We start from the raw sequence: 24,668 nt of genomic DNA on the forward strand, positions 1-24,668 counted from the left end.
CCGTCATGCCCGCCTTTCTCAAAAACAAATGGCTCTGGATCGGCCTGATCCTGATCGTGGTCCTGGTCGTCGGCTTCATGGCCTTCAGCAAGGCCGGCGCCGCCAAGAAGGCCGAGGTCGAAAAGGCCGCCGCCCAGAAGATCGACAGCCCCTACGCCGCCATCGCCAACGGCAAGGCCGACGTCGAGGGCGGGGTGATCAAGGTCGCCGCCCGTCGCGGCGGCGTGGTCCGCGAAGTCTTCGTCAATGAGGGCGACAAGGTGGTCGCCGGCCAGATCCTGGCCCGCCAGGAAGACGACGAGACCCGTCTGGCGGCCCAGAGCGCGGCGGCCGCCGTGTCGGAGGCGCGCGCCCAGCTGGGCATGACGCGGGTGGAGCTGGCGACGGCTCGCCGCGAATATGAGCGGCTGTCGAAACTGGCCGCGACCAATTTCGTCGCCGCCCAGCGTCTGGACCAGGCCCGCGATCAGATCGCCCAGGCCGAGGCCCGAATGGCGTCCCAGAACGCGGCCGTCCAGACCGCCCAGTCCCGCCTGGACGAGGCCCGCTATAATCAGGAGCTGACGGTGATTCGCGCCCCGATGAACGGCCGCATCGCCCGCCGCTACGCCCAGCCGGGCGCCGGCGCCTCGACCCTGAACGTCACGGCCATGTTCGACCTGGAGCCCGAGACCGACCGCATCGTCCGCGCCGAGATCGTCGAGGCCGACCTGCCCAACGTCACCGTCGGCCAGGAGGTCGAGCTGACGCCCGAAGGCGATCCCACCAAGATTTCGGTGGGCCGCGTCCTGCGCCGCGCCGCCGTCTTCGGCGCCCGCCAGCTACAATCCGAGGACCCGTCGGCCCGCACCGACGAACGGGTGGTCGAGGTCGTGGTCTCGGCCGACGACACCCCCTTCCTGATCGGCCAGCGCGTCCTGGTGAAGTTCATGAAGCCCGGTCAGAAGGCCGGCGTCGCCCGTCCGGTCGCCGCCGGCGTCGGTCCCGCCCAGGCCATGCGCGCGGCGGGACAGAAGTAAGGGACCGCATCAGCGGCCGGTGAAATCCGCCGGCCGCTTTTCCAGCACGGCGGCGACGCCTTCCTGATGGTCGTCGGTCATATGGGCCAGGGCCTGCATGGCGGCCGACAGCTCCAGGATCTGTTCGAAGGTCTGGTCGCGGCCCTGGCGCATCAGGGTCTTGGCCATGCGCAGGGCCTGGGCCGGCTGGGCGGCGATTTCACCGGCGGTGATCAGGGCCTCGTCCATCAGCCGGTCGTGGGGAACCACGCGGTTGACCAGACCCCAGCGCTCGGCCGTCTCGGCGTCGATGCTGCGCCCGGTGAACAGCATTTCAGCGGCGCGGGCGTAGCCGACGTCGCGCGGCAGCCGCCAGGCCCCGCCGTCGCCGGGAATGATGCCCAGCTTCAGAAACGGCACGCCGAAGCTGGCCCGGTCCGAGGCGATGCGGATGTCGGCTGTGGCGGCGATGCCGCAGCCCAGGCCCATGGCCGGGCCGTTGATGGCCGAGACCAGCGGAATCTCCAGATCATAGAGGCTGCGGACGATCCGGTGGACGACGCGGCGATAGCGGGTGCGGATCTCCGCGCCCGAGCCTTCGAACAGGTCGCGCCGGTCGCGCATGGCGGTCAGATCGCCCCCGGCCGAAAAGGCCCGCCCCGCCCCGGTCAGGACGACGCATTTGACCGTCATGTCGGCGTTGGCGCGGGCGCAGGCCTCAGCGAATTCGTCGCCGTCGCCCAGGTCGGGCAGGGCGTTCAGCCGCGCCTCACGGTCCAGCGTCCAGATCAGCACCGCGCCTTGGCGGGTTTCGGCAATCAGCCCCATGGGTCGTCTCCCTTGTTCCCCCTCTCATCGTCCGCCGCCGTCGCGTCAGGCAAGGTCGGAATTGCAAAAGCCCCGGTCGGGACCGGGGCTCCTGCACGTCCGGCTCGCGAAGCCGTCAGCGTTTCTTGGGCGTATAGGGTACGAAGTTGGACGGATGGCTGGCCGCCCGTCCCGAGTTAGACGGCATGTGCCGACTGTTGACCAGCATCCCGCCCCAAAGGGCGAAGGACATCATGGCGTGTTGGAGGTTGCGCTCCTTATCGTTCATCTTGGCGTCTCCTTTCGCAGAACGATGAAAAGAGACGCGTCGTACCTAGGGATCTCACCATCAGTCGTTTCGCGTCGATGACCAAGATAGCCATCTCCGTCCAAAATGCAAATTTTTAAGTCAGTAACCGGAGCAATTTTTATGAAGATGTCGCGTTGAGCGCGCCCAGCCCGCCCCGGCTTCCGCCGAAGGCGATCGCCACGCCGTGCGTCATGGTGTGCGCGGTCGATGGCGAAAGCGGCCTGTGCCTGGGCTGTTTTCGCACGCTGAAGGAGATCGCCGGCTGGCGCGCCCTGGGGGAGGAAGAGCGGACGCGGATCATGGCGGAACTGCCGTCGCGGCGCGGCCGGATCGACCCCGCCAAACTGGGCTGAGGGGGCGGGGTCGGGGGGATGGGCGTTTAAGACTTCGTCAGCCACGTCGCTTCACCGCATCCCAACGGGCGACGGTTATTGAAAGGGCATGATCCGTATCGATCTTCAGTCTGTCGTCGTGCTGGGCGCCTCTCTGGCGGCCTCGTTCGCGACGGCCCTGGCGATCCGTCACCTGGACGGCGGCGACCCCGCCCTGGCGGCGGCCCAGCCGGAACGCCTCGTCGTCGCGCCCGCCCCGGCTTCTGGGACCGCGACCCAGGTGGTGAAGGGGCCGGACGGTCACTACTGGGCGCAGGCGACCATCGAGGGCCGGGCCGTGCGGGTTCTGATCGACACGGGCGCCAGCGTGGTGGCCCTGACGCGGGCCGATGCGCGACGGTTGGGCGTCGATCCGGCGCCGGGCGCCTTTACGGGGCGGGTGCAGACCGCCTCGGGCCTGGCCCGCGCCGCGCCCGTCGAACTGGCGGCGGTCTCGGTCGCAGGCGCGCGGGTCGAGCGAGTCCAGGCCCTGGTGGTCGAAGATGGGCTGGCCTATTCCCTGTTGGGCATGAGCTATCTGGGGCGGCTGTCGGCCTTTGAGGCGACGCCCAGCGGTCTGACGCTGAGACCCTAAAGATCCTGCATCTGACGCCGAGCTTCGCGGAAATACTGCCAGCCGGTCCACAGGGTGATGACGGCGGCGAACCAGATCAGGAAGACGGCGAAGGCTTCGAAGGCCGGCTGCCAGGACAGGGGCGAGCCGTCCTCGTTCTGAAGGCCGAAGGCGTCCCACAGCAGGGTCAGTTGCAGGGCCGCCAGCGCCACCATCTGGACCGTCGTCTTCCACTTGGCGGCCAGGGTGACGGGCAGTTCGATCCGGCCGGCCATGGTCTCGCGCAGGGCCGAGACCGCGAACTCGCGGAACAGGATCAGGCCGCAGGGCAGGGCGATGCCCGGCAGGGAGCCGGACGCCAGCACCCCCAGGATGGCCCCGGTGATCAGGACCTTGTCCGCGATCGGGTCCAGAATGGCGCCCCAGCGGGTGGTCGAGTTCCAGCGCCGGGCCAAAAAGCCGTCGACCCAGTCGGTCGAGGCGGCGATGACGAAGATCCAGAAGGCCCACAGGCCGAACTTCAGCTGGGTCTCGGGCGACAGCCAGGCGTCCAGCGCCCCCGGCGCGGCGCCGGCCAGCATGGCGAACATCACCACCCCGGCGAACAGGCGGATGCCCGTCAGGATGTTCGGGATCGGATTGGCGCGGTGGGCGGGCGCGGTCATGACGGGGTCTCCAGCAGGGACGCGAGCAGGGGGTGAAGCGTCTCCGCGAACGGATTGGCGACGGTGACGCCTCGATAGACGAAGCCGTCCTGCATGTCTTCGGAAAGCAGAAGGCCGCAGCCAGCTTCGGCGGCAGCGCATAGGATGATGGCGTCCCAGATCTGGTGCGGGTGGGTGGCGACTAGTTCAAAGGCCGAGAAGACGACGGCTTCGCTGGTCGCGGGCACGATTGCGAGGCGTCGCCAACTGTCCGCGATCTCCGACGCCATCGCGGGTGTCATTCGCGCCTTGCCGGTCAGGACGCGGTGCAACTCTCCCAGGCATTGGGCGGCGACAATGAGCTCATGATCCGCATGAAGCCGGTCGATCAGTCGTCTGCCCGCAGCGCGTCGTGCGGGACCGTTGAGCCCTTCAGCGTAGACGATGACGTTCGTATCGAGGGCGATCCTCAATCGTACAGCTCTTCGCGGGTCCAGGGGCCTATGTCGATCGAGGGCATGGCGCTCCACCGGTCCAACATGGCCTTGAACGCCAGCTGACGGCGCGCGCTTTCTTCCTGCTGCCGGGCCAGTTCTTCCCGTCGAGCAGCTTCCGCGCTTTGACGCGCCACTTCCTGATCCTGCAGAAGGCGCAGACCGTCGCGAACCACTTCGCTCATATTGGCATAGCGGCCTGTCTTCACACGATCTCGAGCGAACTGCTCCAGTTCCGGGGTCAGGTGGACGTTGGTGGCCATGGGGTGAACATAACAAGAATAGGCGAGCCGGGGAAGGCGGTCGTCACCCCAACGGCTCGAACCTCGCCTTGTCAGTCAGGGCGGTCAGGACGCCGTCGGCGATTCCGAAATGAAGCCCGCTGAGCTCCAGTTCGCCCTTGGCTTCACGCTCGGCGATCCAGGGAAAGGTGCGCAGGTTTCGGATCGACAGACGCACCACGGCCTCTTCGGCGGCGCGCTCCAGTTCGTTCGGCGCGACGGTTTCGGCGACGTGCTGAACCACCGGCGTCCCCTGGGCGATCCAGGGGGCCACGAAGTCGGCGACGACGTCGGGCGCGCCGTTGATCATGGCGTTGACCCCGCCGCAGTGGGCGTGGCCCATGACGACTATGCGTTTGACGCCCAGAACCTTGACCCCGAACTCCAGGGCCGCAGAAACCCCGTGCAGCTTGCCGTCCGGTTCATAGGGCGGAACCAGATTGGCGACGTTGCGGACGACGAACAACTCGCCCGGCTTGGCGTCGAAGATCAGGGCCGGATCGGCGCGGCTGTCGGAACAGGCGACGATCAGGGTGTGCGGCTTCTGGCCCTTTTCAGCCAGGGTTTCGTACTCGGCGTGCGCCTCGGGCCAGTGTTCGGCGCGGAAGCGGCGATAACCTGACAGGAGAGGGTCTTTGGACGGATCGGACATGGGGCGGGTATAGGACCCAATCTCGGGGCGGGGGAGAGGTGAAAACGGGAAAATCGCCGTCGCCTCTCCGGTTCCCCAGCCCCACTCGCCTCGCGTCTAGGCCCACAGCCAGACTGCGGCCGCCGTATAGAGGGCGATGCCGATCACGAGGTTGAAGGGAAAGGTCACGGCCAGGGAGGTGGTGACGAAGACGCCGGGATCGGCCTTGGGCGCCGCGACCCGCATGGCGGCGGGCACGGCGATGTAGGAGGCCGAGCCCGCGAGGACGGCCAGCATGGCCGCGTCGCCGAGTCCGAGACCCGCCAGTCGTCCCAGGGCCAGGGCGACGCCTGCCGACAGGACGGGGAAGCCGAGGGCGAAACCGATCACCGGCCAGGTCAGCTTGCGCCGATCCGCCATCAGGCTGCGCGCGGCGGTCAGACCCAGGTCCAGCAGGAAGAAGCACAGGGCGCCCTGGAACAGCGGATTGACGAACAGGTCCAGCTTCTTCAGCCCCGCCTCGCCTGAAATGAGGCCGACCAGGAAGCTGCCCAGCAGCATCACCGTCGCCGCCCCGACCAGAACTTCGCGCAGGACGACGCCCCGGCCGGTCGACGGCTCGCGGCCGGCGCCGTGCATCAGGACCAGGGCGGTCAGGATCGCCGGCGTCTCCATCAGGGCCAGCACCGCCGCCATATAGCCGCCGGGCGCCAGGCCCAGGGCGGTCAGATGCTGCTGACCGGCGGCGAAGGTCACCACCGACACCGATCCATAGGTCGCCGCCAGGGCGCACAGGGTCGGACGATCCAGTCGCGACGTCCAGCGCAGCAGGATGAAGGCCAGGAGCGGCATGAAGGCGCTGAGCGCCAGACCTATGGCCCCGGCGGTGAGAAAGTCGGCCTGAAGCCCGGCGGCCCGCGCTTCCACGCCCCCACGAAAGCCGATGCAAAGCATCAGATAAAGGGAGATCGCCTTGGCGACCTGCTCCGGTATGGACAGGTCTGATCGAGCAAAGGCCGCAGCCGCGCCTACGAAGAAGAACAGGATGGCGGGCGAGGACAGCAGTCCGAGACTGGCGGTGATATCGGGCATGGGGGCTCCAACACTCAGTGCGGGCCCTTTGCCCGCCCCGCCCCAGACGCGCCAGTTTATTGACTTGATGTGCGGCATAACGAACAGTTATGGCATGACCAGTCTCGACATCGATCTGCTGCGGACCTTCGTGACGGTGGTCGAAACCCACAGCTTCACCCGGGCGGCCCAGCAACGCGGCCTGACCCAGCCGGCCGTCAGCTTGCAGATGCGCCGCCTGGAGCAGCAGCTCGGGGCGCCGCTTCTGGACCGGGGCGGCGCCACGGTGGGGTTGACCACCGAGGGGGCGGCCCTGCTGCCCCAGGCGCGGCGGCTGTTGAAGCTGAACGACGAAATCATCGCCACCCTGAGCGACGGCGAGCCCGAGGGCGAGGTGCGGTTCGGGGCGCCGGAAGACATCGCCACGGTTCATCTGCCGGGCATACTGGGCGCCTTCGCGCGCAGCCATCCGCGCATCCGGCTGTCGGTGACATGCGACTATACCGCCAATCTGCTGGATCAGCTGTCGCGCGGACTGCTGGACCTGGCCCTGGTCAAGCGCGAGGCCGGGGGCGCCGACCTGGGGCTGAAGGTGTGGAGCGAGCCGCTGGTCTGGGTGGCCCAGGACGCCTCGGTCGCCGAGGCCTCGCCGCTGCCCCTGATCATCGCGCCTGCGCCGGACATCTATCGCAAGCGCGCGCTACAGGCGCTGGAGACGGCGGGGATCGGATTCCGGGCGTCCTTCACCTCGCCCAGTCTTGCCGGTCAGATGGCGGCGCTACGGGCGGGGCTGGGCGTCGGAGTTCTGCCGGCCGCCATGGCGCCGCGCGATCTGGCGGTGGTGAAGACCCTGCCCGCCCTGCACGACAGCGAGATCGCCCTGGTGTCGGCGCGCGGCTCGGGCGGTCCCGCCAAGCTGCTGGCGCAGGAGGTGTTTCGAAGCCTGGAGCGTGCGCCGGATCGCGCCTAGCCCTGAATCACCGCGCCTGGGGATGGAAGAAGGCGTAGATGCGTTCGGCCAGGGCCTGGCTGACGCCGTCCACTTTGACCAGGTCGGCGACCGAGGCGCGGCCGACGCCCTTGGCCGAGCCGAAGGCGTGGAGCAGGGCCTTCTTGCGGCCCGGGCCGACCCCTTCGATCTCGTCCAGCGGATTCCTGCGGATGTCCATCGAGCGGCGCTTGGCGTGGGCGCCGTTGGCGAAACGGTGGGCCTCGTCGCGCAGCCGCTGGAGATAATAGAGGGCCGGGGACTTCAGCGGCAGCATGAAGGGCGGCTTGCCGGGCATGAAGAACTTCTCCATCCCCGCGTCGCGATCCGGTCCCTTGGCGACCCCCACCACGGCGATGTCGTCCAGGCCCAGGTCGGCCATGACGGCCAGAACCTCGGCCAGCTGGCCCGCGCCGCCGTCAATCAGCAGCAGGTCCGGGCGCACAACTTCCTCGCCCTCCTCTTCGTCCTTGACCAGACGGGCGAAGCGGCGGCGCATGACTTCGCGCATCATGCCGTAGTCGTCGCCGGGCGTCAGATCCTCGCCCCGGATGTTGAACTTGCGGTACTGGGACTTCTGGAAGCCTTCGGGGCCGGCCACGATCATGCCGCCCACCGCATTGGTTCCCTGGATATGGGCGTTGTCATAGACCTCGATCCGCTCGGGCCGGGCCTCCAGGCCGAAGGCCTCGCACACCTCGTCGAGGATCTTGCCCTGGGCGGAGCTTTCGGCGAGGCGACGGCCCAGGGCCTCTTTCGCATTGGTCAGGGCGTGGTCGACCAGGGCCAGCTTCTCGCCCCGCATCGGCCGAGCGATCTCCACCTTGCGGTCCGCCTTCATCGAAAAGGCTTCTTCCAGCAGCTCCAGCTCGTGCGGCCGGACGTTGGACAGGATCAGGCGCGGGATCGGCTTGTCCTCGTAGAACTGGCCCAGGAAGGCGGCCAGGATTTCGGGATCGGTGTCGGTCTTGTCCACGCGCGGGAAATAGGCGCGCCCGCCCCAGTTCTGGCCGGCGCGATAGAAGAAGACCTGGACGCAGGCCTGGCCGCCGTCGGTGTGCAGGGCGAAGACGTCGCCCTCGGCCACGCTGTCGGCGCTGACGGAGTTCTCCATCGAGATGGCGGACAGGGCGCGGATGCGGTCGCGGACCCGGGCGGCCTGTTCGAAATCCATGGCGTCGGACGCGGCCTGCATCTCCTGCGACAGGCGGCTGATGACGGCCCGCGACTTGCCGCGCAGGAAGGCCTCGGCCTCGTCGACCAGCTCGCCGTAGTCCTCCAGCGAAATCAGACCGGTGCAGGGCGCCGAACAGCGCTTGATCTGGTGCAGCATGCAAGGCCGGGTGCGGGTCTCATAGACGCTGTCTGAGCAGGAGCGCAGCAGGAAGGCCTTCTGCAGGGTGTTCAGCGTCCGGTTGACCGCCCAGGTCGAGGCGAAAGGGCCGAAATACCGGCCCGGCGTGGTGTGGGCGCCGCGATGCTTGCGGATCTGGGGGGCGCGGTGATCGCTGCGGATCATCAGCTCGGCGAAGGACTTGTCGTCGCGCAGCACCACGTTGAAGCGCGGCTTCAGCTTCTTGATGAAGTTGGATTCCAGCAGCAGGGCTTCGGTCTCGGTGGCGGTGACTACCAGTTCCATCGACCGGGTCAGGGAGACCATCAGGCCGATCCGCTGGGTGTGGAACCGCCCCTGCGCGTACTGGACGATGCGCTTCTTCAGCGACTTGGCCTTGCCGACATACAGACAGGCGCCGTCCTCGCCATACATGCGATAGACGCCCGGCTTGTCGGGCGCCCGACGCGCCTCGTCGGCGATCAGGGCGGCGGCCTTCAAGGTCGAATCGAGCGTCTCCTCGGTCATCGGAATGGATATAGGGGCTCGGAAGGAGGGGCGGAACAGACCTTCCCCCGCTTGCGGGGGAAGTGTCAGCTCGTCGAGCGTAGCGAGACGGCTGACGATGGGGGGAGTTTCACTTCAGGGAAGAAGACTTCCCTCTCCGTCGCTGGATCGCTGCGCGATCGACGCGCCTCTCCCGCAAGCGGGAGAGGGTCTGGGTTTACGAGCGGCGAACCAGAAGGACGCCGGCCAGAACCAGGCCCACCCCCGCGATCCGGCCCAGGTTCAGCGGCTGGCGCGGCACGCCCAGGGCGCCGAAATGATCCAGGATCAGGCTGAGCAGCAGTTGGCCCCCGACCATCAGGGTGATGGTCATGGCCACCCCCAGGCGCGGCACGCCCCAGGCGGCGGCCACCACGAAACAGGCGCCGTAGACCCCGCCAAGCCAGGCGTACCAGGGCAGGGCGCGGGCGGCGGCCATGTCGGGCCGGGTCTGCATCAGGGCGGCGAGGATGCCCAGCACCGTCGTGCCCACGGCGAAGGAGATGAAGGCCGCATTGACCGGCGAGGCCACGGCGGTCGCCAGCTTGGCGTTGGTCGGCGCTTGAAGGGCGGTGGCGCCCCCGGCCAGGACGACGACGATGACGGCGAGGAGCGACGGGTTCATGGCCCCTGGCTAGCACGCCGCCGGCCTTTTGTTAGCCCGAGATGAAGCGGGCGGCGCGTTCGCCCTCCGGATCGCCGGCGGCGCCGAAGCCGCGATTGATCGTCATGTGGCTGTCGTCGGGGGCGGGAACGACCTCGGCCCGGCCGCCGGCGCGGGTCAGGGCCTCGGCCAGGCCCCGGCTCTGGACGGCCGAATCCTGACGCCGGGCGACGTGGAAGATCAAGAAGGGCGGATAGGCGACGCCGGGGCGGACGCGCAGGGTGGGCGATAGGGCGGCGGCCTGGTCGCCGAAGGCCTGGTCATAGGTCTGGCCCAGCCACTGGTCGATGCGGCCGTCCCCGCGCGGCGCCGTGGCGTCATAGCCGGCGCCGTCCAGCAGGATCACCCCCGCCAGATCCGACGGCCTCAGCCCGAACGCGCCCAGATAGTCGGGGTCGATTCCGACCAGGGCGGCCAGATGCGCCCCGGCCGAATGGCCCATCAGATAGAGCGGCCGGCCGGGCAGGCGGCGTTTCAGGTCGGCCACGGCGGCGGCGACGTCCATGGCCGACTCGCGGGCGCTGACGGCGGGCGCCAGTCGATAGCCGGTCGAGGCCAGGGTCAGGCCGTGGCGGCGGGCATAGGCCGGCAGCTCATTGACCCGCGTCCGCTCGCCTCGCGACCAACCGCCGCCGTGGACGAACATCAGGACCGGTCCTGCGCCCCGGTCGGCATAGAGGTCATAGGCCTGAAGCGGATCGGGGCCGAAGGCGACGGTCTGGGACGGCGCCGGGGTCGCCGCGGGCGGCCCCGTTCGACGGCGCCGCCGATCTCCGCGCGATTGGGCCAGAGCGGCATTGGGCAAGAGGGCGCCGAGGGCCAGCCCCATCAGGGCCAGGCGACGGGAGACGGGCATAGAACGATCCTTTCCGAACAGGCTTGGCCGTTCTGAAACGGATCGGCGGATCGTTTCCGTCTCACCAGAGGTCGGAAACCGGGGCGCCGTCGAAGATTTCGGCCAGCCGCGCGCGACAGCCCCGATTGACGTCGGCGGGCAGGGCGGCGGGGGGAAACCAGCCGACCTCGGCGATCTCGCCGCGGCTGGTCGGTTCGCCCGGATCGAAGGCGTCGATGAGGAAGACGGCGACGTGATCGCCGGGAAAGAACCGCTCATTGGAATGGATCGACACCAGGCGCGGCGCCGACCGCGCGATCAGCCCGGCCTCCTCACGCAGTTCGCGCACCACGGCCTGATGGGTCGTCTCGCCCCGATCCACCCCGCCGCCCGGCAACCACCAGCCCTTCAGATAGGTGTGCCGCACCAGCAGCACCCGCCCCCCGGCGTCCGTCGCCACGGCCCGCACGCCCAGCGTCTTGCCCCGCGTGAGGCGCGACCAGGCGAAGAAGAGGGGACGGGTGAAGGGTTCGACGTGGATGCGCCAGTTCATGGGGGTGTCGGTCGTTCGGGGCGGCGGGGGGAGCGATGTTGGCTTACCTTAAAAAGGAAGCAGGGCTGCATTGCGCCAAGACCGGTCATTGGTCTGCGAGCGACAATCGGACATCCGAGCGCGGACACTGGTGACCTCGCCTCAGCCGCGCGGTCGCCAGTAGATTGAGGCACGAAGCTAGAGCTCGACCTGATCGCGGCTCGGAAAACGCCAGACTGCAGCCTTAGACCAGCGCCACCCTTAGCTCGGGCACGGCCGCCGCAATGACACTGGTGAAATCTCGGTCCGAGGTCACTACCACCAGGTTGCGCTCCACCGCCTGCGCCGCGATCCAGAGGTCATTTTCGTCAATCTGCAGGAGCTGACCGGTGACCCGGTCGGTCCAGCCCTCGACCCAGCGGGGGATGCGCTTCCTGACATCTACCCTGTGCAGCGCCACGCTGGACTTCACGTGCGCGAACGCCTCGGCGGTGTAGCGCCCGAACTCGGCCAGCGGATGCTCCTCAGCTCGCTCGATGCAGGCCTCGATGTGCGCAAGGGGCCGACCCGCCGCCCGCGACAGCGCAAGTCCGAATCGTAGTTCGGCGATGGTGACGGCCGACACCAGTTGCGGCGATCGGGCATCAAAGGCCGCCACGGCCTGGCGAATGGCAGCATGGTTCGGCCGACTAGCGTCGTACAAAACCGAAACCAGGTTCGTGTCGAGCAGGTAAACGTCCATTTAGCGGACGTACTGCTTGAGCGCCGCGACCTCTTCCTCGGGCGCCGGCGTGAAGACGTCGAGTGCCCATGGCCCGCGGTTTTGCTGAACCAGCGGCCCGATATACTCATGCAACGGAATGTAGGCGGTGAACTCTTCGGGAAGCCAGCCATCGAAAGTGTGGCCGACGCGCCGCTCATGCTCGTGGCCGCGGAAGAACTCCAGCAGCCTACGCTCGAGCCGGGGCGGTAGGTTATAGGCCTTCAGCACCTCCGCATCGACTTCGACCAGCAATCGGCTCAGCAGTTCGTCGGTTCCGGCTGGTTGCAGCCCATATGCCCGCGCGGCAGCCCGTGCCTCTCGGTAACGTCGGACCGCCTCCGCGACATCCTCCAAGCCTCGGCGCTTGGGCATCGGCAACTGTTTGAGAAGCTCGTTCGTGAAGTGCTGGTTCGAGGCTCGCTCGGTCAGAAAGGCGTTCGTCAGAGGCCCGTTCAGGATGGCCTCAAGGGCTTCGGTCGGCACGGAAGCATCCGTCGACCAGATGCCAAAGAAGCTTTGGGACGCCACCAATCCCGACGCGTCATAGGCGGCGGCCAGCCGCCACGGCCCGCGAGAGAGGCGAGCGACATTGGTGAGGATCTTCGGTTTGTCCCAAGGCCGCGAGAGCGGGCCGGGGAACATGGCCGCCTCCGGATCCATGTTCAGATAGACCGGCTCGCCGACCTCGAATTGGCCAAGCGAGTCCGCCGGCTTGAAGACTCCGCGCGCGAAGCCGTCGCGCGGAGTCTTCGAGAGACCGTCGCCTTGCTTCCACCACTTCAGACCCCGGTACACGTCGGCGAACCTGTCGAGGCGTGGATAGCGGTCCAGATGTTCCCAAAGCTCGTCGAGCTGCCCGATCCAGAGCTCGCCTCCGGTCACCACCTTCGAGCGGCGTCGCTCGGTACTAACCTTGCCAGTGGCCAGGAACGCCGACCGATCGCGATCCTCGACCACGGTGGACACCAGTCGCGTCGAGCCGCTCTCCTCTCGCAGCTCGCTCGCGACCAGCACCGCGGCCTCGAAACCGGCGCGCTGGAAGACTCGGTCGGGCAACGAGGTCAGCTCGATCCGGCCATAGAGCTCGGCCACCCTTTGCCGCAGCCCGGCGTACTGCTTCTGCCGCAGGAAGCCTTGCGGCAGCACAAACCCGATCGCCTCCGGCCGGGCCTCTAGCACCGTGCGCAGCACCGCCATCGGCTTGGAGAACGACTTGGCCGCCATGTCCGCGTACTCGGCGCGCTCCCACGCCTCGAAGTCCTCCCAGGGCGGATTGCACAGCACCACCCTGGCTGCCGCCGTCTCGCGTGCCAGCACGCCCGGGCGGAACAGGTCTTCGGGCGTGATCTTCCAGCCGTTGGCGTTCGGGTAGTCGGCGAGGATGAGCGAGAGCGTCGCCACCTCGCATGCGAAGGTGTCGATCTCAGCTCCGCGGATGCGCGGCACGAGGAAAGCGTGCCGATCTTCGCCGCCCAAGCCCTCCGGGAGCAGGTCGCGCATGTGCCTGAGCGCGGCGACGAGGAAGGTGCCGGCCCCGGTGAACGGCTCGAAGATCATCAGATCGTCCAAGTCGAAGCGCTCGAGGCCGAGCTGGCCGACGACGTACTCGGCCACCTGTCGCGGCGTGCTGTGGGTGCCGAACCGCTTGCGCGTGTCGGCCGTCACTAGCGTGTTCTCGTAAACGAACGCCAGACTATCTGAGGAGATGTTGCGGAAACTGATGGCGTCGCGCAGCAGCTGCCAAGCGGCCGATAGCGACGGCTCCGGAATTACGGATGCCGACGGCACGGAAAAACTGCCCAGACTGTAGTAGCTCTCGATGCCGGCGAGCACCTTGCTGACGGGCGCATTCGACCAGGAGCTGGCATCCGGGTGCACGCGATCCAGCAAGATTTTCGCCGCCAGCAAGCGGAAGGTCGTGCGGAACGCCGCCTCCTCGCGCTCACCGCTGGAGCCGTCCAGCAAACGCCCGATCACCTGTTCCAGCAGACGGTCGAGTTTCTCCTCGACCTCGTGCTCGATCGTCGGGATAAGCCCCAAATCGACGAAATCGAGCTGGTAAGCGGTCTGGTTCTGTCCCAGCGACTTGGCGCGATGAACGGCCTGTGGCCGCCACCGCTCCGCATTGCGGGCGAAGAGGTCCGGCAGGGCGTCGAGGGCGACCCGCTCCAGAAGCCGTGGTGCGCCCTGCGCGCTCACGCGCCACACACCCACGTCCTCCTGTCCGATCGCGAAAAGGATTGGTGCTCCTAGCGCGCGTCGCCCTGCCATGGCGTTCTCGTCCGCAGCACCGCTGATCACGCCGAAGGCGGCTGACCGGTACGATTGGGGGGTCTGCGTGAACGCCGCCAAATCGACATGCCGCTCCTCGCCGGCCGCGGAGAGGACATCCGCAAACCTGTAGTTGCGGATCAGTGCGTCCGCCGCATAGCCGAGCTTGCGGAGCTCGCTCTCGATCGTCTGCAAGGCGCTCACGACTGGGCCCTCCTGATCGAGCGAACCGCTTCGTCGGTCGGATCGGCGCTCCGGATCGGGACGGCAGGAAACAGCGGCAGCTGAGACACTGGATCGGGGAGGCCGAAGCCTTGGGACAAGACCTCTAAATGCCGGTTTAGGCGCAGTAGGACCGCATCCTCCTCGGTAACAACGACGGTGCGCAACGGCAAAATCTCACAGCGCCGAAAGTCATAGATCGCCAGCGTCGTCCCCCATAGCGCCGGGAAGGAGGCCCCGTCGAACAGCTCGCGAGCTCCCATCAATAGCTCACGGTGCGCTTGGAGCTCGACATGGAAGCGCGTACGCAGGACAACGGCAAGGCGAAGCAAGAGGACGGTCTGCCAAGAAAACTTGGCCTCGCTGCCGCGCTTCTGGGCTGGCACGTCGGGTTGAATCAGGGCGCGCCGGACGGTCCACTCGCGTAGTTGATCCGCCGTGAGCCCAGTGAGTTGAAGGACTTCTCTCGGCCTAACCAGACGCACGGCATCTCCCCAGAATGGGGCCTACGCCCATTCTCGAGAACGGGTATCACACCCGACCTCTTCGATCCAGCTTTCATCGCTTGGTGACCGAGAAGGAAAAAGCGGGTGCGCCTCCAAGTTGAACGGTCTTCCTGGTATCCGCGAAGAGTTCAGCGCCGCGTGACGCTGCTAGCATTGAGCCAGCGGGCCAAAAGCGGGTCTATTCAACGTCAGCTATGAGTCAACTTCCACCCCCATCCCCGCTTGAACCCCGCCCCGCCTGCCTCTAAGCCTTGGGGAAACAGGAGGATCACCATGCTGGCTCTCGGCATCATCTTCGGCTTCATCGCCGTCATGGCCCTGATGAACCTGGTCGAGTTCGGTCGGCTTGACTGAAGTCCCGGCGGCTTCGGGCGCTTCTGCGGCGCGGGGCGTCGCCCTGGTCACGGGCGGGGCGCGGCGGATCGGGCGGGCCATATGTCTGACCCTGGCCAGGGCCGGGTTCGATGTGGCGATCCATCATCACGCCTCGGGCGAGGCGGCGCGGGATTTGGCCGAGGCGATCGGCGGCCTGGGGCGGCGCGCCTGTCTGTTGCAGGCCGATCTGACGGACGAGGCGCGGGTGCGGGCCCTGGTGCCGGCGGCGGCCGAGGCCCTGGGACCGGTCACGGTGCTGGTCAACAACGCCTCGGTGTTCGAGGACGACCGGATCGGCGGCCTGACGCGCGACAGCTGGGACAAGCATCTGGAGACCAATCTGCGGGCGCCGATCGTTCTGGCCGAGGCCTTCGCCGCCCAGACGGTGGAAGGGGCGATCGTCAATCTGCTGGACCAGAAGGTGCTGAAGCCCGACCCGCGCTTCTTCTCCTACAGCCTGTCGCGAAACGGCCTGTGGTGGGCGACCCAGACCCTGGCCCAGGCCCTGGCGCCGGGCATTCGGGTCAACGGCGTGGGGCCGGGGCCGACCCTGCCGTCCATCCACCAGACGCCCGAAGAATTCGCCGCCGAGGCGCGCGCCACCCTGTTGCAGACGCCCGGCAGCCCGGAAGCGGTGGCCGAGGCCGTGCTGTGGCTCATTGACGCGCGAATGGTGACGGGCCAGATGATCGCCGTCGATGGGGGCCAGCATCTGGCCTGGCGCACCCCGGACATCCAGGAGTAGCCGCGTGGTCCAGTCGTCTTCGGTGTCGCCGTTTCCGGCGGACGAGCCGCTGCGCTGCGAGGGGCTGAGCGTCTTCGTGCGCGGGCTGGAGGTTCAGGCGGGGATCGGGGTCTATGACCACGAACAGGGGCGGCTGCAGACCCTGGTCATCGACGTGACCCTGGAGCTGGAGCCCCGGCCGATCGAGCGGCTGGCTGACACCATCAACTATGAGACCGTCGCCGAGGCCGCTCGCGCCATCGCCGCCGAGGGCCATGTGGGACTGGTGGAGACCTTCGCCGATCGGCTGGCGCGGGCCTGTCTGGAGGATCGGCGGGTGATGCGGGCCAGGGTGCGGATCGAAAAGCCCGGCGCCCTGTCGGCCGTGATCGCGCCCGGATGCGAGATCGTGCTGGCGCGATAGGTTGCGTCCGCCCGCCTGGGCGGCCATTGTCCTTAACAGTCCAGCCGTCTCGGCGGCGCGAGAGAAGCGTATCCTGTCCATGGCCGAACCCGGCGATCCGCAAGGCTCAGAGTCCGCACAGCCCCAGGCCGCGTCCGACGATCAGGATCACGACGCCCTGGTCGGCTTCGTCTCGGCGGCTTCGCTGGCGGGGCGGCGCCGAGAGCCGGAGGCGACGCCCGCTGCGCCGGTCGCCGCGCCGACCAGGGCCGAGCCCGTGACGCCGGCCCCTGAGCGCGAAGCCGATCTGTTCGATCCGCCCGAGCCCCAGCCCGTTCCGGCGCCCGCCCCCGCCCAGCCGGGACCGTTTGACCGGTCCGTGCGGCCCGGCCCGGTGGACGCCCTGCGCGACAGCCTGGGGCGCCGAAAGGAACAGCCGCCCGCGCCGATGAGCCTTTACGCCGTCTATGTGCTGATCCTGTTGGCCGTGCCGACCCTGGGGGTTTCGGCGCTTCTGGCCCTGGTGGCCGTGACCGGGCGCGAAGGCCCGCAGGAGCGTCTGGCCGCCAGCCACTTCCTGTATCAGAGGCGCACCCTGTGGATCGCCGCCGTCGCGGTGGTGCTGGGCGGCCTGCTGGTGATCGTCAATATCGGGGTCTTCGTCCTGTTCCTGTCGGCCCTGTGGATCTTGGCGCGCGGCGTCTTCGGCGTGATGCGTCTGAAGGCCGGGCGGCCGATCGACAATCCGCGCAGCTGGCTGTTCTGAAAGGACGACCATGACGACCGAACCCAATTTCACCCCCGGCCAGGAGCCGGAAGGCAAGGTCGGCGCCCTGATCGCCTGGGCCCTGTTCATCCTGTCCATCCCCAGCGCCAATGTGCTGGTCCTGGTCGGGCTGGTGGTGGCCTATGTGACGCGCGGCACGGCGGCGGGCGTGGCCCGGCAACATATCGACGCCCAAATCCGCCTGTTCTGGTCGGTCTTCTGGTGGACCATCGCCGCCTGGGTCGGCATCTTCGTCAGCGCCCTGGCCTCGGTGGTGCTGATCGGCATTCCCTTCCTGCTGCTGTTCCTGCTGATCTGGTTCCTGCTCAGTGTCTGGTTCACGGTGAAGAGCGTGCTGGGCCTGATCAATCTGTTGCAGGACAAGCCGATCTGAGGCGTCGGCGCCGATGGAACGTCCCGTCTCCCAGGCTGTTGAAGCGTAAAGGGAGTTGAGCATGGGACCGTTCACCGACGCCAGGGACGACAACCGCTTTGAACAGATGTTCGACGGCGAGGGCGGCGAGGGACGGGTCTGGGCCGACTACGCCGTGCGCGGCGGGGCGCGGATGATCCTGCACGTCGAGGCGGACCAGAGCCTGCGCGGCTCGGGCGCCGCCGGGCGCTTCATGCAGGCGATGGCCGAACATGCACGCGAACACGGGCTGAAACTGTTCCCGCAATGCAGCTACGCCGTGGCCTGGCACAAGCGACACCCGGACTATGACGACGTCCTGGCCTGAGGGCCGGACCCCCTGGGGTCAGCCCAGGCGGCCCACGATCGTGCGTATGGTCTCGGCCCGGGTCGGCAGGTCGGCGGCCAGGCGCGTGGCGATCTCGCGAACGCCGACCGGATAGGCGTCGCCGCCCGAGGCGATGTCCTTGGCCTTTTGCGCGGCCTGGCTCAGCAGTTTCTCGAACTGGTCGATCTCTTCCAGGGCCAGGGCGTGCGCCTCCATCTGAAGGCGTTTGACCCGCTCAGCCGTCGTCTCGGGCGCTCGCATCAGGTCATAGACGGCCGCCTCGGTCCCGACGATGCGGAGTTCGGGCTTGGAATCGGCGCTGGTCTTCTTGGTCATGGAATCGGTCCTCAGCAGAGCTGATGACTGAAGATGATCAAGACCGGGCCCTGCGTCGAGCGGGGCTGTAGCGGTTGTGACGGTTCTGTGGCCGTCCTGCATCGGTCGGCGGATAGAGCGGGGCTTAGAGCTCCGGCGCGCGAGCCGGGACCATGGCCGGGGCTGCGACCGGGGCCAGGACGCCGCCGGCGACCGCGCGCAGGGGCGAACGGGGCGTGTGCAGCACGGCCGGATTGACGCTGACGCCGTCCTGGGCCGGGGTGACCAGGAAGCCCTTCCGGGCCAGGGCGTCGCCCGAACGGACGCGCGAGGTCCAGACCGCGATCGGGGCGGCCAGCAGCAGGGGCAGGACGATGGGAGCGAACCAGGTGGCCAGGTCGGGACGGACGCACAGGGGCGCGATGAAGCCCACGCCGGCGACCATCTGCCAGCGCATGGCGCGGAAGGCGTCGGACCAGGCCAGGCCGTCGGCCTCACGCTGCTGGGTGGTCCAGCCGGTGTCGTGGCCGGACAGGATCTGGATGAAGGCCTTGGTGTTGGCCACCATCAGGATGGGGGCCAGGATGGCCGACAGGGCGATCTCGGCCGCCATGCCCTTGGCGATGGCGCGGCGTCCGCCGAAGGCGCGCCGCTCGGCCGGGCGGCTGAGCACCAGGGCGGCGCCCATGAACTTGGGCCCGATCAGCAGGACGCCGGACAGGAAGGAGGCCAGCATGAAGGGGGTGAACTGCGGGTTCAGGACGTAGAAGAAGCTGGTCCAGTCGACCGGATAGAACATCTGGATGAACAGGCCGACCATCAGGGACGCCATCCACAGGGGCGAGGACAGATAGGCCATGCAGCCCATGGCCAGCTGCAGTCGGCTCATCGGCGACAGGCCCTTGGCGCCGATCAGGCCCAGGTGCTGCAGATTGCCCTGGAACCAGCGGTGATCGCGGCGGATGAAGTCGGTGATCGACGGCGGGGTCTCTTCCCACGACCCTTCCAGGGCGGCGCTGACGTGGACGGCCCAGCCGGCGCGCCGCATCAGGGCGGCCTCGACCACGTCGTGGCTCATGACATGGCCGCCGAAGGGCTTGCGACCCTTCAGGTGCGGCAGACCGCAGCAGGCGGCGAAGGCGCGCGTGCGGATGATGGCGTTGTGGCCCCAGTAGCTGGATTCCGAACCGGTCCAGTAGGCCAGGCCGGCAGCGGCGACGCGGCCGTACAGGCGCACCGAATACTGCGACACCCGGGCGAAGATGGTGCGGGCCTTGATGATGACGGGGGCGGTCTGGATCAGGCCGACGCCGGGGTTGCGCTCCATGGCGTCGACCATGCGCAGCAGGGTCTCGCCGGCCATGGTGCTGTCGGCGTCCAGAACGATCATGGTCTCATAGGCGCCGCCGAAACGACGGACCCATTCGGCCAGATTGCCGGCCTTGCGCTCGGTGTTCTCGGTGCGGCGACGATAGAAGGTCTTGCAGCCGGCGGTCTGGCGGAAGGCCTGGAAGACCGAACGCTCATCGGCGGCGGCCTCTTCCTTGGTCGAGTCGCTCAGCACGAAGATGTCGAAGGCCGAGGCGGCGCCCAGGCGGGTCAGCGAGGCGTCGATCATCGCCAGGCGGGCGAAGGAGGCGCGGGCGTCCTCATTGTACAGCGGCATCAGCAGGGCCGTGCGGGTGCGGGGCAGGGCCGGATGGGGGGCGAAGGCCAGGTCGGCCTGATCCTTGCCGCGCAGCATGACGAACAGGCCCATCAGGCCGCTGACGAACCAGCAGGAGATGGCGGTGATCAGCACCATGAAGATGCCGAAGGCCAGGATCTCGGTCCCGTCCCAGCCCTTGCGGGCGTAGAGATAGAAGGGAGCGATGGCGGACAGGCCGGTCAGGACCAGGGTGCCGGCCAGCAGCATCAGCCGGCGCAGGCCGACCGTGCGCGGGGAGGTGGCGGGAACGGCCTCGGCGACGGCCTCGGGCGCGCTCAGGGACTGAACCGGCATGGCCAGCGGCGCCTCGTCGGGCAGCCAGGACCAGGCCGGGCCCTGCGGCGCCGGGTTCAGGGTCTCGATTTCAGCCTGTTCGACAGGCCGGATCGCCAGCTTGTTCATGCCGCTCTGGACGCCCCCGTGTTGACCATCCGCGCTTCCGAAGGCAGGAAGGCGGTGCGCGCTGCATCGCAGCACGACCCCTATAGTCGATCACATTCGCGCGATTTTCAATCACGCAATGTTGATAGGGGCGAAAAATTCGGGGTTTTTTTACTCCCCCGCCGCCGCGACCTGGGCGACGGACCCGCCAGACGGGGATTTTCCCGCTTCCTGCAACAACTTGCGATCCAGCAGCCAGGCGGCGACGCCGACCCAGCCGACCAGCACCAGGGCATAGGCCCGCTCCCACCAGCCGACGTTGGCGTCGTTGACCGTGCCGGGAAAGATCATGTGTTTTGTAACAACGGTCAGACACGCCATGATGACAAAGATGGCGGTCAGGAAGATTTTGAGCCGGGGCAGATCCCGGCGCGACGCAAGACCCCAGAGCAGCAGCACCGGCGCCAGCTGAATGCCCAGGGCCAGGTTGATGATCATGTGGCGCGGGTCCGGCCAGGGGTAGAGGGTCGAGGCCGACATGCCCGCCCCGGCCAGGACGAAGACCGCCGCGATCACGGCGCCCGCGATCCGCTTCTCCGTCAGGGCGTAGACGGCCAGGCCGAAGCCGATCCCCGCCACGCCCGCCATTATGCCGGCGATGAAGACGCCGCCGTTGAAGATGATCGGGGCCTGGGCCGTCGAACCGCCCAGCTCGCTCAGATACTGGGTGGCGTTGTCGAAGCCGGGATAGGCGGCGATGGCGGCCGCCACCACCGTCAGGGCCAGGAGCGGCGCGGCGATCCCGACGGCCAGCAGGCGACGACGGCGGTGATAACGGGCGGCGGGACGTCGCAAGGCCTCCAGATCCAGCGGCCAGGGCCGTCCGCCGGCGGGCTTCAGACCCCACAGAGGACGGATGGCGGGGATGCGCTTTACGACCTCATAGACGGCGAAACTGCCCAGGAAGGTGATCAGGAGCAGGGACAGGGCCTCCAGCCCTGCCGGCAGATGGGCAGGACGAATGATCCAGACCGCCGCCACCAGGATGGTCTGGTGCGCCAGATAGAGGGGGAAGGTGGCCTCGGTCAGATAGGTCAGAACCGGCCCGCCGCGTGACCGCAGATGCCGGCTGCCGAAACCCAGGATGGCGACGATCGTCGCCCACTGGTCCAGGCCGTAGACCATGGCCTTGGGCACGCCCCAGAAGGCCCGGCCGCCGGGGTGCCAGACCTGGGCCATCATGATCGGCAGGGCGAGCGCCGCCAGGCTAAGGGCGACCCAGCGATACCGCTCCATGTCGCGCCAGATGCTCTCTCGCCCCACGATGCTGAAGCCGAAGATGAAGGCCGCCAGGGAAAGGGCGTGATTGTACCAGTCCCAGTGCAGGACATTGGTCACCCCGAACCAGGGGAACAGCAGGATGCGGATGGCGATCAGATAGAGGATCGGCAGGATCAGGAGGCGCGGCCCGACCAGAGACTTCTCCAGCCACGCGCCGATCCGGTCGATCAGGCCCGGCCGTCGCCACAGCAGTATGGTGACGACGCTGTAGGCGGCGATATAGACGATGAACCACAGATGGTTGACCGGCACGCCGTCGGCCAGGCCGCTGAAGCTGAACTCGCGCACCATCCAGGCGGCGTAGCCGGCAAGGCCATTGGGCCAGCCGGCCTTGTCCATGGCCTCGATCCAGGACTGGATCGGCACCAGGACCACGGCCCCGAACAGCAGGGGCGGAACCAGGCGTTCGAACCGCGCCCGGGCCACCTGGCGCGGCGTGCGCCGGAAGGTCATGAACCGCAGGGCCGCGCCCGACACCAGAAACAGCAGGGTCAGCCGCCACGGATTGGTGATCAATATGGCTTCGCGCATCCACTCGAAGGTGTGGACGCTGTGCACGTGCCAGCCGTAGACCCCGTAGACTAGGCCCACGTGATAGACGATCAGCAGGCCGAACGCCCCCACCCGGATCCAGTCCAGATCATAACGGCGCGCGGACGAGGGGGCGGAGGGGGGCACGGCCGCGTCTATGATCCGGCGCGGGGCGTCAGGCAATACGGCGGATGGTCTCGGATCTCCTCAGACCACGGCCTCGGTCAGACCCAAGGCCTTCAACGTCTCGCTGATCGAGGCTTCCTGCTCCGCCTGATACAGGGCCATCTCATCCAGCACGGCCCGGCCCAGGGCCCGTTCGAAATCGGCCTTGGCCGGATCGACGGCATAGGCTTCGCGCACCTCGGCGCCCAGGTTGGACTGGAAGATTCCGGCCGCGCTGACGGGCAGGAAATCCTCATAGGTGATCGGCTCCGCGACGACGTGACCCAGGGCGATCAGGGCCTCCAGATCGGTCGTCTCGGCGCGCCCGGCCAGGCCCTGCGGCGTCGCGCGATAGCGGAACCAGGCCAGGCCGTTCCGGCGCAGGGCCGACCAGTCGTCGGGCAGGGCCGAAAAGTCCTTGCTGGCCAGGGCCGCGTCGTACAGGGCGCGTCCCGTCGGGGTCAGGGCGCAGCCGCGCTGCTCGATCTCGCCGAAGCGGGCGGTGTGCACCCCCTGGACGGCCCCGTCCGCGCCGGGGAAGGCGATGGCCTCCTGCAGGGCCTTGAAACTGGTCTGGCGCAGAAGGATCGGGCAGGCGCGGGCGGGCGGCCCCTCGATCGTCTCCTTGGGCGTGATGCCCCGTTCGGGCATGGCGGCCTGGGCCGCGTCTATGTCCAGGGTGCGCGGCGTCAGATGGTTGATGTGCGGCCCCTTGAAGCTGACCACGTCCGCGATCAGCCGGTGGGCCGCGACCAGCCGCTCATAGACGGAGGCGCTGACCGTCGCCTCGGCGTGCCAGCGGAAGGTCTCCAGCAGTTCGGACACGAAACGGTCGGCCTGGTCCTCGTCCAGGCCGCCGGCGGTCTCGGCCGCCTCGATCAGCGCCCGCGCGCCCGGGGTGAAGATGTCGCGCCGGGCCAGGGCCGCGGCCGCCTCCTGACGCAGGTCCTGATCCTCGATCAGCTCCAGCCGCAGCAGGGAGCAGAAGACCCGGAAGGGATTGCGCGCCAGGGCCGCCGGATCGACCGGGCGGAAGGCGGTCGAATGGACCGGCACCCCCGCGGGGGCCAGATTGTAATAGCTGACCGGCGCCATGCCCATGACGGCGAAGGCGCGGGCGATAGTGGCCAGTTCGTCCGCCGTGCCGACGCGGATGGCGCCGTGCCGTTCCTCAGACAGCCGCGCCAGTTCGCCGGCTGCGGCCAGCCGGTCCGCCCCCGCCGGATCGGCCTTCAAGGCCTCGGCGTTGACCTCGGCCACCAGGGTCAGCAGCTCCCCGTACTGAGGCACCTCCGCTCGGTACATGGCCGACAACGCGGCCGAGAAACGGCTGCGGATCTCATCGGGATGGACGAAGGCGGACATGGCGGCTCTCCCTTGGGCGTTTTCGGCTTCCCTACGCCTGTCCGCCGCCGACGCCTAGCCGGAGGCGGACAGGACATTTCGCCCGACCGTCATCCAAGGACGTCGGTCAGGCCCTCACGCCGATCCCGATCGGACAGACCACGCCGGTGCCGCCGATGCCGCAATAGCCGGCCGGATTCTTGGCCAGATAGCCCTGGTGATAACCCTCGGCGTAATAGTATTCGCCGGCAGGCTGAATCTCGGTGGTGATGGCGCCGCGCCCGGCCGCGGTCAGGGCCGCCTGATAGGCGTCACGCGACGCCTCGGCCTCGCGCTGCTGATCGTCGTTCAGAGTGTAGATGGCGGACCGATAGGTGGTGCCGACGTCATTCCCCTGGCGCATGCCCTGGGTCGGGTCGTGGTTTTCCCAGAAAGCCTTAAGCAGGTCGCCGTAGGTTATGACCGACGGGTCAAACACCACCTTGACCACCTCGGCATGCCCGGTCCGGCCGGTGCAGGTCTCCTCATAGGTCGGATTGGGCGTGATTCCGCCCGAATAGCCGGCCGACGTCACCCAGACGCCCGGCAGGGACCAGAAGACCCGCTCCACGCCCCAGAAACAGCCCATGCCGAAGATCGCCGTTTCAAAACCCTCGGGATAGGGCCCCTTCAGCGGATGGCCGCTGACGAAATGGGTTTCGTCCGTCGCCAGGGGCTCGGCGCGTCCGGGCAGGGCGGTCTCGGCGGTGGGCAGTTCGGCGGTCTTGGTCAGCAGCATGGGGTTCCCCAATAAGGAAAATGTCGTCCGCCCCCATATGGGGACGTCACAGGCGCTTGCCGAGGGGGCCATGGTGTTCTATCAGGCCCGCCTCCCGCCGGATCGACCTCCGGCGGCGCGCACGAGCTGGTGTGAAACGGACAGGTGGCGGAGTGGTCGATCGCGCACGCTTGGAAAGCGTGTGTAGGTGAAAGCCTACCGAGGGTTCGAATCCCTCTCTGTCCGCCAGCGCCTGGTGTTACGGGCTCTCTTCGGC

At 68.1% G+C, this 24,668-nt stretch carries 28 protein-coding genes and 1 tRNA gene; 10 read left to right on the plus strand and 19 right to left on the minus strand.

Features of this window, described 5'->3' with window-relative positions; all coding sequences use genetic code 11:
• Positions 1-5 precede the first annotated feature (5 nt).
• Positions 6-1,019 (plus strand): HlyD family secretion protein, encoded by a 1,014-nt coding sequence (locus ACZ5M6_RS06295; RefSeq protein WP_152949666.1) that lies wholly within the window; start codon positions 6-8, stop codon positions 1,017-1,019.
• A gap of 9 nt (positions 1,020-1,028) precedes the next feature.
• Here ACZ5M6_RS06295 and ACZ5M6_RS06300 read toward each other — a convergent pair whose 3' ends face one another.
• Both ACZ5M6_RS06300 and ACZ5M6_RS06305 read right to left on the minus strand, forming a co-directional pair.
• Positions 1,029-1,826, minus strand: a complete 798-nt coding sequence (locus ACZ5M6_RS06300) for a crotonase/enoyl-CoA hydratase family protein (RefSeq protein ID WP_464159936.1) — start codon at positions 1,824-1,826, stop codon at positions 1,029-1,031.
• Positions 1,827-1,941: 115 nt separating this feature from the next.
• A complete protein-coding gene (locus ACZ5M6_RS06305; protein ID WP_007390126.1) occupies positions 1,942-2,094 on the minus strand; it encodes a hypothetical protein in 153 nt (50 codons plus the stop codon).
• A gap of 155 nt (positions 2,095-2,249) precedes the next feature.
• Here ACZ5M6_RS06305 and ACZ5M6_RS06310 point away from each other — a divergent pair, with 155 nt between their 5' ends.
• Positions 2,250-2,468 (plus strand): DUF1289 domain-containing protein, encoded by a 219-nt coding sequence (locus ACZ5M6_RS06310; protein WP_054764949.1) that lies wholly within the window; start codon positions 2,250-2,252, stop codon positions 2,466-2,468.
• Between the two features lie 88 nt (positions 2,469-2,556).
• A complete protein-coding gene (locus tag ACZ5M6_RS06315; protein WP_464159937.1) occupies positions 2,557-3,081 on the plus strand; it encodes a retropepsin-like aspartic protease family protein in 525 nt (174 codons plus the stop codon).
• Here the strand turns inward: ACZ5M6_RS06315 and pgsA are convergent.
• The 5 genes from pgsA to ACZ5M6_RS06340 all read right to left on the minus strand — a co-directional run bounded on the left by pgsA (position 3,078) and on the right by ACZ5M6_RS06340 (position 6,202).
• Positions 3,078-3,725, minus strand: coding sequence for a CDP-diacylglycerol--glycerol-3-phosphate 3-phosphatidyltransferase (gene pgsA / locus ACZ5M6_RS06320; protein WP_444572294.1), 648 nt, complete (start codon positions 3,723-3,725; stop codon positions 3,078-3,080). The genes ACZ5M6_RS06315 and pgsA overlap by 4 nt on opposite strands.
• Positions 3,722-4,177: a PIN domain-containing protein gene (locus ACZ5M6_RS06325; protein WP_201464150.1), complete on the minus strand. Its 456-nt coding sequence runs from the start codon at positions 4,175-4,177 to the stop codon at positions 3,722-3,724. The genes pgsA and ACZ5M6_RS06325 overlap by 4 nt, the downstream gene beginning before the upstream one ends.
• Positions 4,174-4,461 carry a type II toxin-antitoxin system ParD family antitoxin gene (locus ACZ5M6_RS06330; protein WP_182713985.1) on the minus strand — a complete coding sequence of 96 codons (288 nt, stop codon included), beginning with the start codon at positions 4,459-4,461 and terminating at the stop codon, positions 4,174-4,176. The genes ACZ5M6_RS06325 and ACZ5M6_RS06330 overlap by 4 nt, the downstream gene beginning before the upstream one ends.
• A 43-nt stretch (positions 4,462-4,504) precedes the next feature.
• On the minus strand, positions 4,505-5,131 hold the full coding sequence (locus ACZ5M6_RS06335; RefSeq protein ID WP_152949671.1) for a carbonic anhydrase: 627 nt from the start codon (positions 5,129-5,131) through the stop codon (positions 4,505-4,507).
• 96 nt (positions 5,132-5,227) lie between these two features.
• On the minus strand, positions 5,228-6,202 hold the full coding sequence (locus ACZ5M6_RS06340) for a sodium-dependent bicarbonate transport family permease (protein WP_464159938.1): 975 nt from the start codon (positions 6,200-6,202) through the stop codon (positions 5,228-5,230).
• A gap of 94 nt (positions 6,203-6,296) precedes the next feature.
• Here ACZ5M6_RS06340 and ACZ5M6_RS06345 point away from each other — a divergent pair, with 94 nt between their 5' ends.
• Positions 6,297-7,151 carry a LysR substrate-binding domain-containing protein gene (locus ACZ5M6_RS06345; protein ID WP_464159939.1) on the plus strand — a complete coding sequence of 285 codons (855 nt, stop codon included), beginning with the start codon at positions 6,297-6,299 and terminating at the stop codon, positions 7,149-7,151.
• A 7-nt stretch (positions 7,152-7,158) separates the two neighbouring features.
• On the opposite strand, the gene uvrC is transcribed toward ACZ5M6_RS06345, so the two are convergent.
• The 7 genes from uvrC to ACZ5M6_RS06380 all read right to left on the minus strand — a co-directional run bounded on the left by uvrC (position 7,159) and on the right by ACZ5M6_RS06380 (position 14,721).
• Positions 7,159-9,030 carry an excinuclease ABC subunit UvrC gene (gene uvrC / locus ACZ5M6_RS06350; RefSeq protein WP_464159940.1) on the minus strand — a complete coding sequence of 624 codons (1,872 nt, stop codon included), beginning with the start codon at positions 9,028-9,030 and terminating at the stop codon, positions 7,159-7,161.
• A gap of 196 nt (positions 9,031-9,226) precedes the next feature.
• On the minus strand, positions 9,227-9,673 hold the full coding sequence (locus tag ACZ5M6_RS06355; RefSeq protein ID WP_464159941.1) for a DMT family transporter: 447 nt from the start codon (positions 9,671-9,673) through the stop codon (positions 9,227-9,229).
• 31 nt (positions 9,674-9,704) lie between these two features.
• The gene (locus ACZ5M6_RS06360) at positions 9,705-10,568 is read right to left on the minus strand and encodes an alpha/beta hydrolase (protein ID WP_464159942.1); all 864 of its coding nucleotides are present in this window, start codon (positions 10,566-10,568) and stop codon (positions 9,705-9,707) included.
• Positions 10,569-10,629: 61 nt separating this feature from the next.
• On the minus strand, positions 10,630-11,100 hold the full coding sequence (locus ACZ5M6_RS06365) for an NUDIX domain-containing protein (protein WP_464159943.1): 471 nt from the start codon (positions 11,098-11,100) through the stop codon (positions 10,630-10,632).
• Positions 11,101-11,323: 223 nt separating this feature from the next.
• A complete protein-coding gene (locus ACZ5M6_RS06370; protein WP_464159944.1) occupies positions 11,324-11,821 on the minus strand; it encodes a PIN domain-containing protein in 498 nt (165 codons plus the stop codon).
• On the minus strand, positions 11,822-14,317 hold the full coding sequence (locus ACZ5M6_RS06375; RefSeq protein WP_464159945.1) for an N-6 DNA methylase: 2,496 nt from the start codon (positions 14,315-14,317) through the stop codon (positions 11,822-11,824).
• Positions 14,314-14,721 (minus strand): hypothetical protein, encoded by a 408-nt coding sequence (locus tag ACZ5M6_RS06380; protein ID WP_464159946.1) that lies wholly within the window; start codon positions 14,719-14,721, stop codon positions 14,314-14,316. The genes ACZ5M6_RS06375 and ACZ5M6_RS06380 overlap by 4 nt, the downstream gene beginning before the upstream one ends.
• 466 nt (positions 14,722-15,187) lie before the next feature.
• On the opposite strand from ACZ5M6_RS06380, the gene ACZ5M6_RS06385 reads away from it, so the two are divergent.
• The 5 genes from ACZ5M6_RS06385 (at position 15,188) to ACZ5M6_RS06405 (ending at position 17,849) form a co-directional block, all read left to right on the plus strand.
• The gene (locus ACZ5M6_RS06385; RefSeq protein ID WP_464159947.1) at positions 15,188-15,961 is read left to right on the plus strand and encodes an SDR family oxidoreductase; all 774 of its coding nucleotides are present in this window, start codon (positions 15,188-15,190) and stop codon (positions 15,959-15,961) included.
• A gap of 4 nt (positions 15,962-15,965) precedes the next feature.
• On the plus strand, positions 15,966-16,364 hold the full coding sequence (gene folB, locus ACZ5M6_RS06390; protein ID WP_191555273.1) for a dihydroneopterin aldolase: 399 nt from the start codon (positions 15,966-15,968) through the stop codon (positions 16,362-16,364).
• A gap of 79 nt (positions 16,365-16,443) precedes the next feature.
• Positions 16,444-17,109, plus strand: coding sequence for a DUF4870 family protein (locus ACZ5M6_RS06395; protein WP_464159948.1), 666 nt, complete (start codon positions 16,444-16,446; stop codon positions 17,107-17,109).
• A gap of 10 nt (positions 17,110-17,119) precedes the next feature.
• A complete protein-coding gene (locus tag ACZ5M6_RS06400) occupies positions 17,120-17,503 on the plus strand; it encodes a hypothetical protein (RefSeq protein ID WP_464159949.1) in 384 nt (127 codons plus the stop codon).
• 61 nt (positions 17,504-17,564) lie between these two features.
• Entirely contained in the window at positions 17,565-17,849 is a 285-nt protein-coding gene (locus ACZ5M6_RS06405) for a GNAT family N-acetyltransferase (protein WP_182713973.1), read from the plus strand.
• A gap of 18 nt (positions 17,850-17,867) precedes the next feature.
• On the opposite strand, the gene ACZ5M6_RS06410 is transcribed toward ACZ5M6_RS06405, so the two are convergent.
• The 5 genes from ACZ5M6_RS06410 to msrA all read right to left on the minus strand — a co-directional run bounded on the left by ACZ5M6_RS06410 (position 17,868) and on the right by msrA (position 24,412).
• Positions 17,868-18,185 (minus strand): hypothetical protein, encoded by a 318-nt coding sequence (locus ACZ5M6_RS06410; RefSeq protein WP_182713972.1) that lies wholly within the window; start codon positions 18,183-18,185, stop codon positions 17,868-17,870.
• 124 nt (positions 18,186-18,309) lie between these two features.
• Complete coding sequence (mdoH, locus tag ACZ5M6_RS06415; protein ID WP_464159950.1) at positions 18,310-20,274, minus strand: glucans biosynthesis glucosyltransferase MdoH; 1,965 nt, start codon at positions 20,272-20,274, stop codon at positions 18,310-18,312.
• A gap of 150 nt (positions 20,275-20,424) precedes the next feature.
• Complete coding sequence (locus ACZ5M6_RS06420; protein ID WP_464159951.1) at positions 20,425-22,272, minus strand: acyltransferase family protein; 1,848 nt, start codon at positions 22,270-22,272, stop codon at positions 20,425-20,427.
• Between the two features lie 60 nt (positions 22,273-22,332).
• Positions 22,333-23,655 (minus strand): VOC family protein, encoded by a 1,323-nt coding sequence (locus ACZ5M6_RS06425; protein ID WP_395941880.1) that lies wholly within the window; start codon positions 23,653-23,655, stop codon positions 22,333-22,335.
• Positions 23,656-23,761: 106 nt separating this feature from the next.
• Entirely contained in the window at positions 23,762-24,412 is a 651-nt protein-coding gene (msrA, locus tag ACZ5M6_RS06430; RefSeq protein WP_054764969.1) for a peptide-methionine (S)-S-oxide reductase MsrA, read from the minus strand.
• Positions 24,413-24,550: 138 nt separating this feature from the next.
• Here msrA and ACZ5M6_RS06435 point away from each other — a divergent pair.
• Positions 24,551-24,640: transfer RNA gene (locus ACZ5M6_RS06435), tRNA-Ser, on the plus strand.
• Positions 24,641-24,668: the final 28 nt, after the last annotated feature.

The organism is Brevundimonas sp. Br13, assembly GCF_055391505.1.

Bases quoted from the DNA above. Each gene is read 5' to 3' on its own strand.
- ACZ5M6_RS06355 (WP_464159941.1), bottom strand. From the start codon at position 9,673: ATGAACCCGTCGCTCCTCGCCGTCATCGTCGTCGTCCTGGCCGGGGGC.
- ACZ5M6_RS06300 (WP_464159936.1), bottom strand. From the start codon at position 1,826: ATGGGGCTGATTGCCGAAACCCGCCAAGGCGCGGTGCTGATCTGGACG.
- mdoH (WP_464159950.1), bottom strand. From the start codon at position 20,274: ATGAACAAGCTGGCGATCCGGCCTGTCGAACAGGCTGAAATCGAGACC.
- ACZ5M6_RS06315 (WP_464159937.1), top strand. From the start codon at position 2,557: ATGATCCGTATCGATCTTCAGTCTGTCGTCGTGCTGGGCGCCTCTCTG.
- ACZ5M6_RS06405 (WP_182713973.1), top strand. From the start codon at position 17,565: ATGGGACCGTTCACCGACGCCAGGGACGACAACCGCTTTGAACAGATG.
- ACZ5M6_RS06365 (WP_464159943.1), bottom strand. From the start codon at position 11,100: ATGAACTGGCGCATCCACGTCGAACCCTTCACCCGTCCCCTCTTCTTC.
- ACZ5M6_RS06425 (WP_395941880.1), bottom strand. From the start codon at position 23,655: ATGTCCGCCTTCGTCCATCCCGATGAGATCCGCAGCCGTTTCTCGGCC.
- ACZ5M6_RS06370 (WP_464159944.1), bottom strand. From the start codon at position 11,821: ATGGACGTTTACCTGCTCGACACGAACCTGGTTTCGGTTTTGTACGAC.
- ACZ5M6_RS06410 (WP_182713972.1), bottom strand. From the start codon at position 18,185: ATGACCAAGAAGACCAGCGCCGATTCCAAGCCCGAACTCCGCATCGTC.
- ACZ5M6_RS06360 (WP_464159942.1), bottom strand. From the start codon at position 10,568: ATGCCCGTCTCCCGTCGCCTGGCCCTGATGGGGCTGGCCCTCGGCGCC.
- ACZ5M6_RS06340 (WP_464159938.1), bottom strand. From the start codon at position 6,202: ATGCCCGATATCACCGCCAGTCTCGGACTGCTGTCCTCGCCCGCCATC.
- msrA (WP_054764969.1), bottom strand. From the start codon at position 24,412: ATGCTGCTGACCAAGACCGCCGAACTGCCCACCGCCGAGACCGCCCTG.
- ACZ5M6_RS06345 (WP_464159939.1), top strand. From the start codon at position 6,297: ATGACCAGTCTCGACATCGATCTGCTGCGGACCTTCGTGACGGTGGTC.
- ACZ5M6_RS06335 (WP_152949671.1), bottom strand. From the start codon at position 5,131: ATGTCCGATCCGTCCAAAGACCCTCTCCTGTCAGGTTATCGCCGCTTC.
- ACZ5M6_RS06395 (WP_464159948.1), top strand. From the start codon at position 16,444: ATGGCCGAACCCGGCGATCCGCAAGGCTCAGAGTCCGCACAGCCCCAG.
- ACZ5M6_RS06400 (WP_464159949.1), top strand. From the start codon at position 17,120: ATGACGACCGAACCCAATTTCACCCCCGGCCAGGAGCCGGAAGGCAAG.
- ACZ5M6_RS06305 (WP_007390126.1), bottom strand. From the start codon at position 2,094: ATGAACGATAAGGAGCGCAACCTCCAACACGCCATGATGTCCTTCGCC.
- pgsA (WP_444572294.1), bottom strand. From the start codon at position 3,725: ATGACCGCGCCCGCCCACCGCGCCAATCCGATCCCGAACATCCTGACG.
- ACZ5M6_RS06295 (WP_152949666.1), top strand. From the start codon at position 6: ATGCCCGCCTTTCTCAAAAACAAATGGCTCTGGATCGGCCTGATCCTG.
- ACZ5M6_RS06330 (WP_182713985.1), bottom strand. From the start codon at position 4,461: ATGGCCACCAACGTCCACCTGACCCCGGAACTGGAGCAGTTCGCTCGA.
- uvrC (WP_464159940.1), bottom strand. From the start codon at position 9,030: ATGACCGAGGAGACGCTCGATTCGACCTTGAAGGCCGCCGCCCTGATC.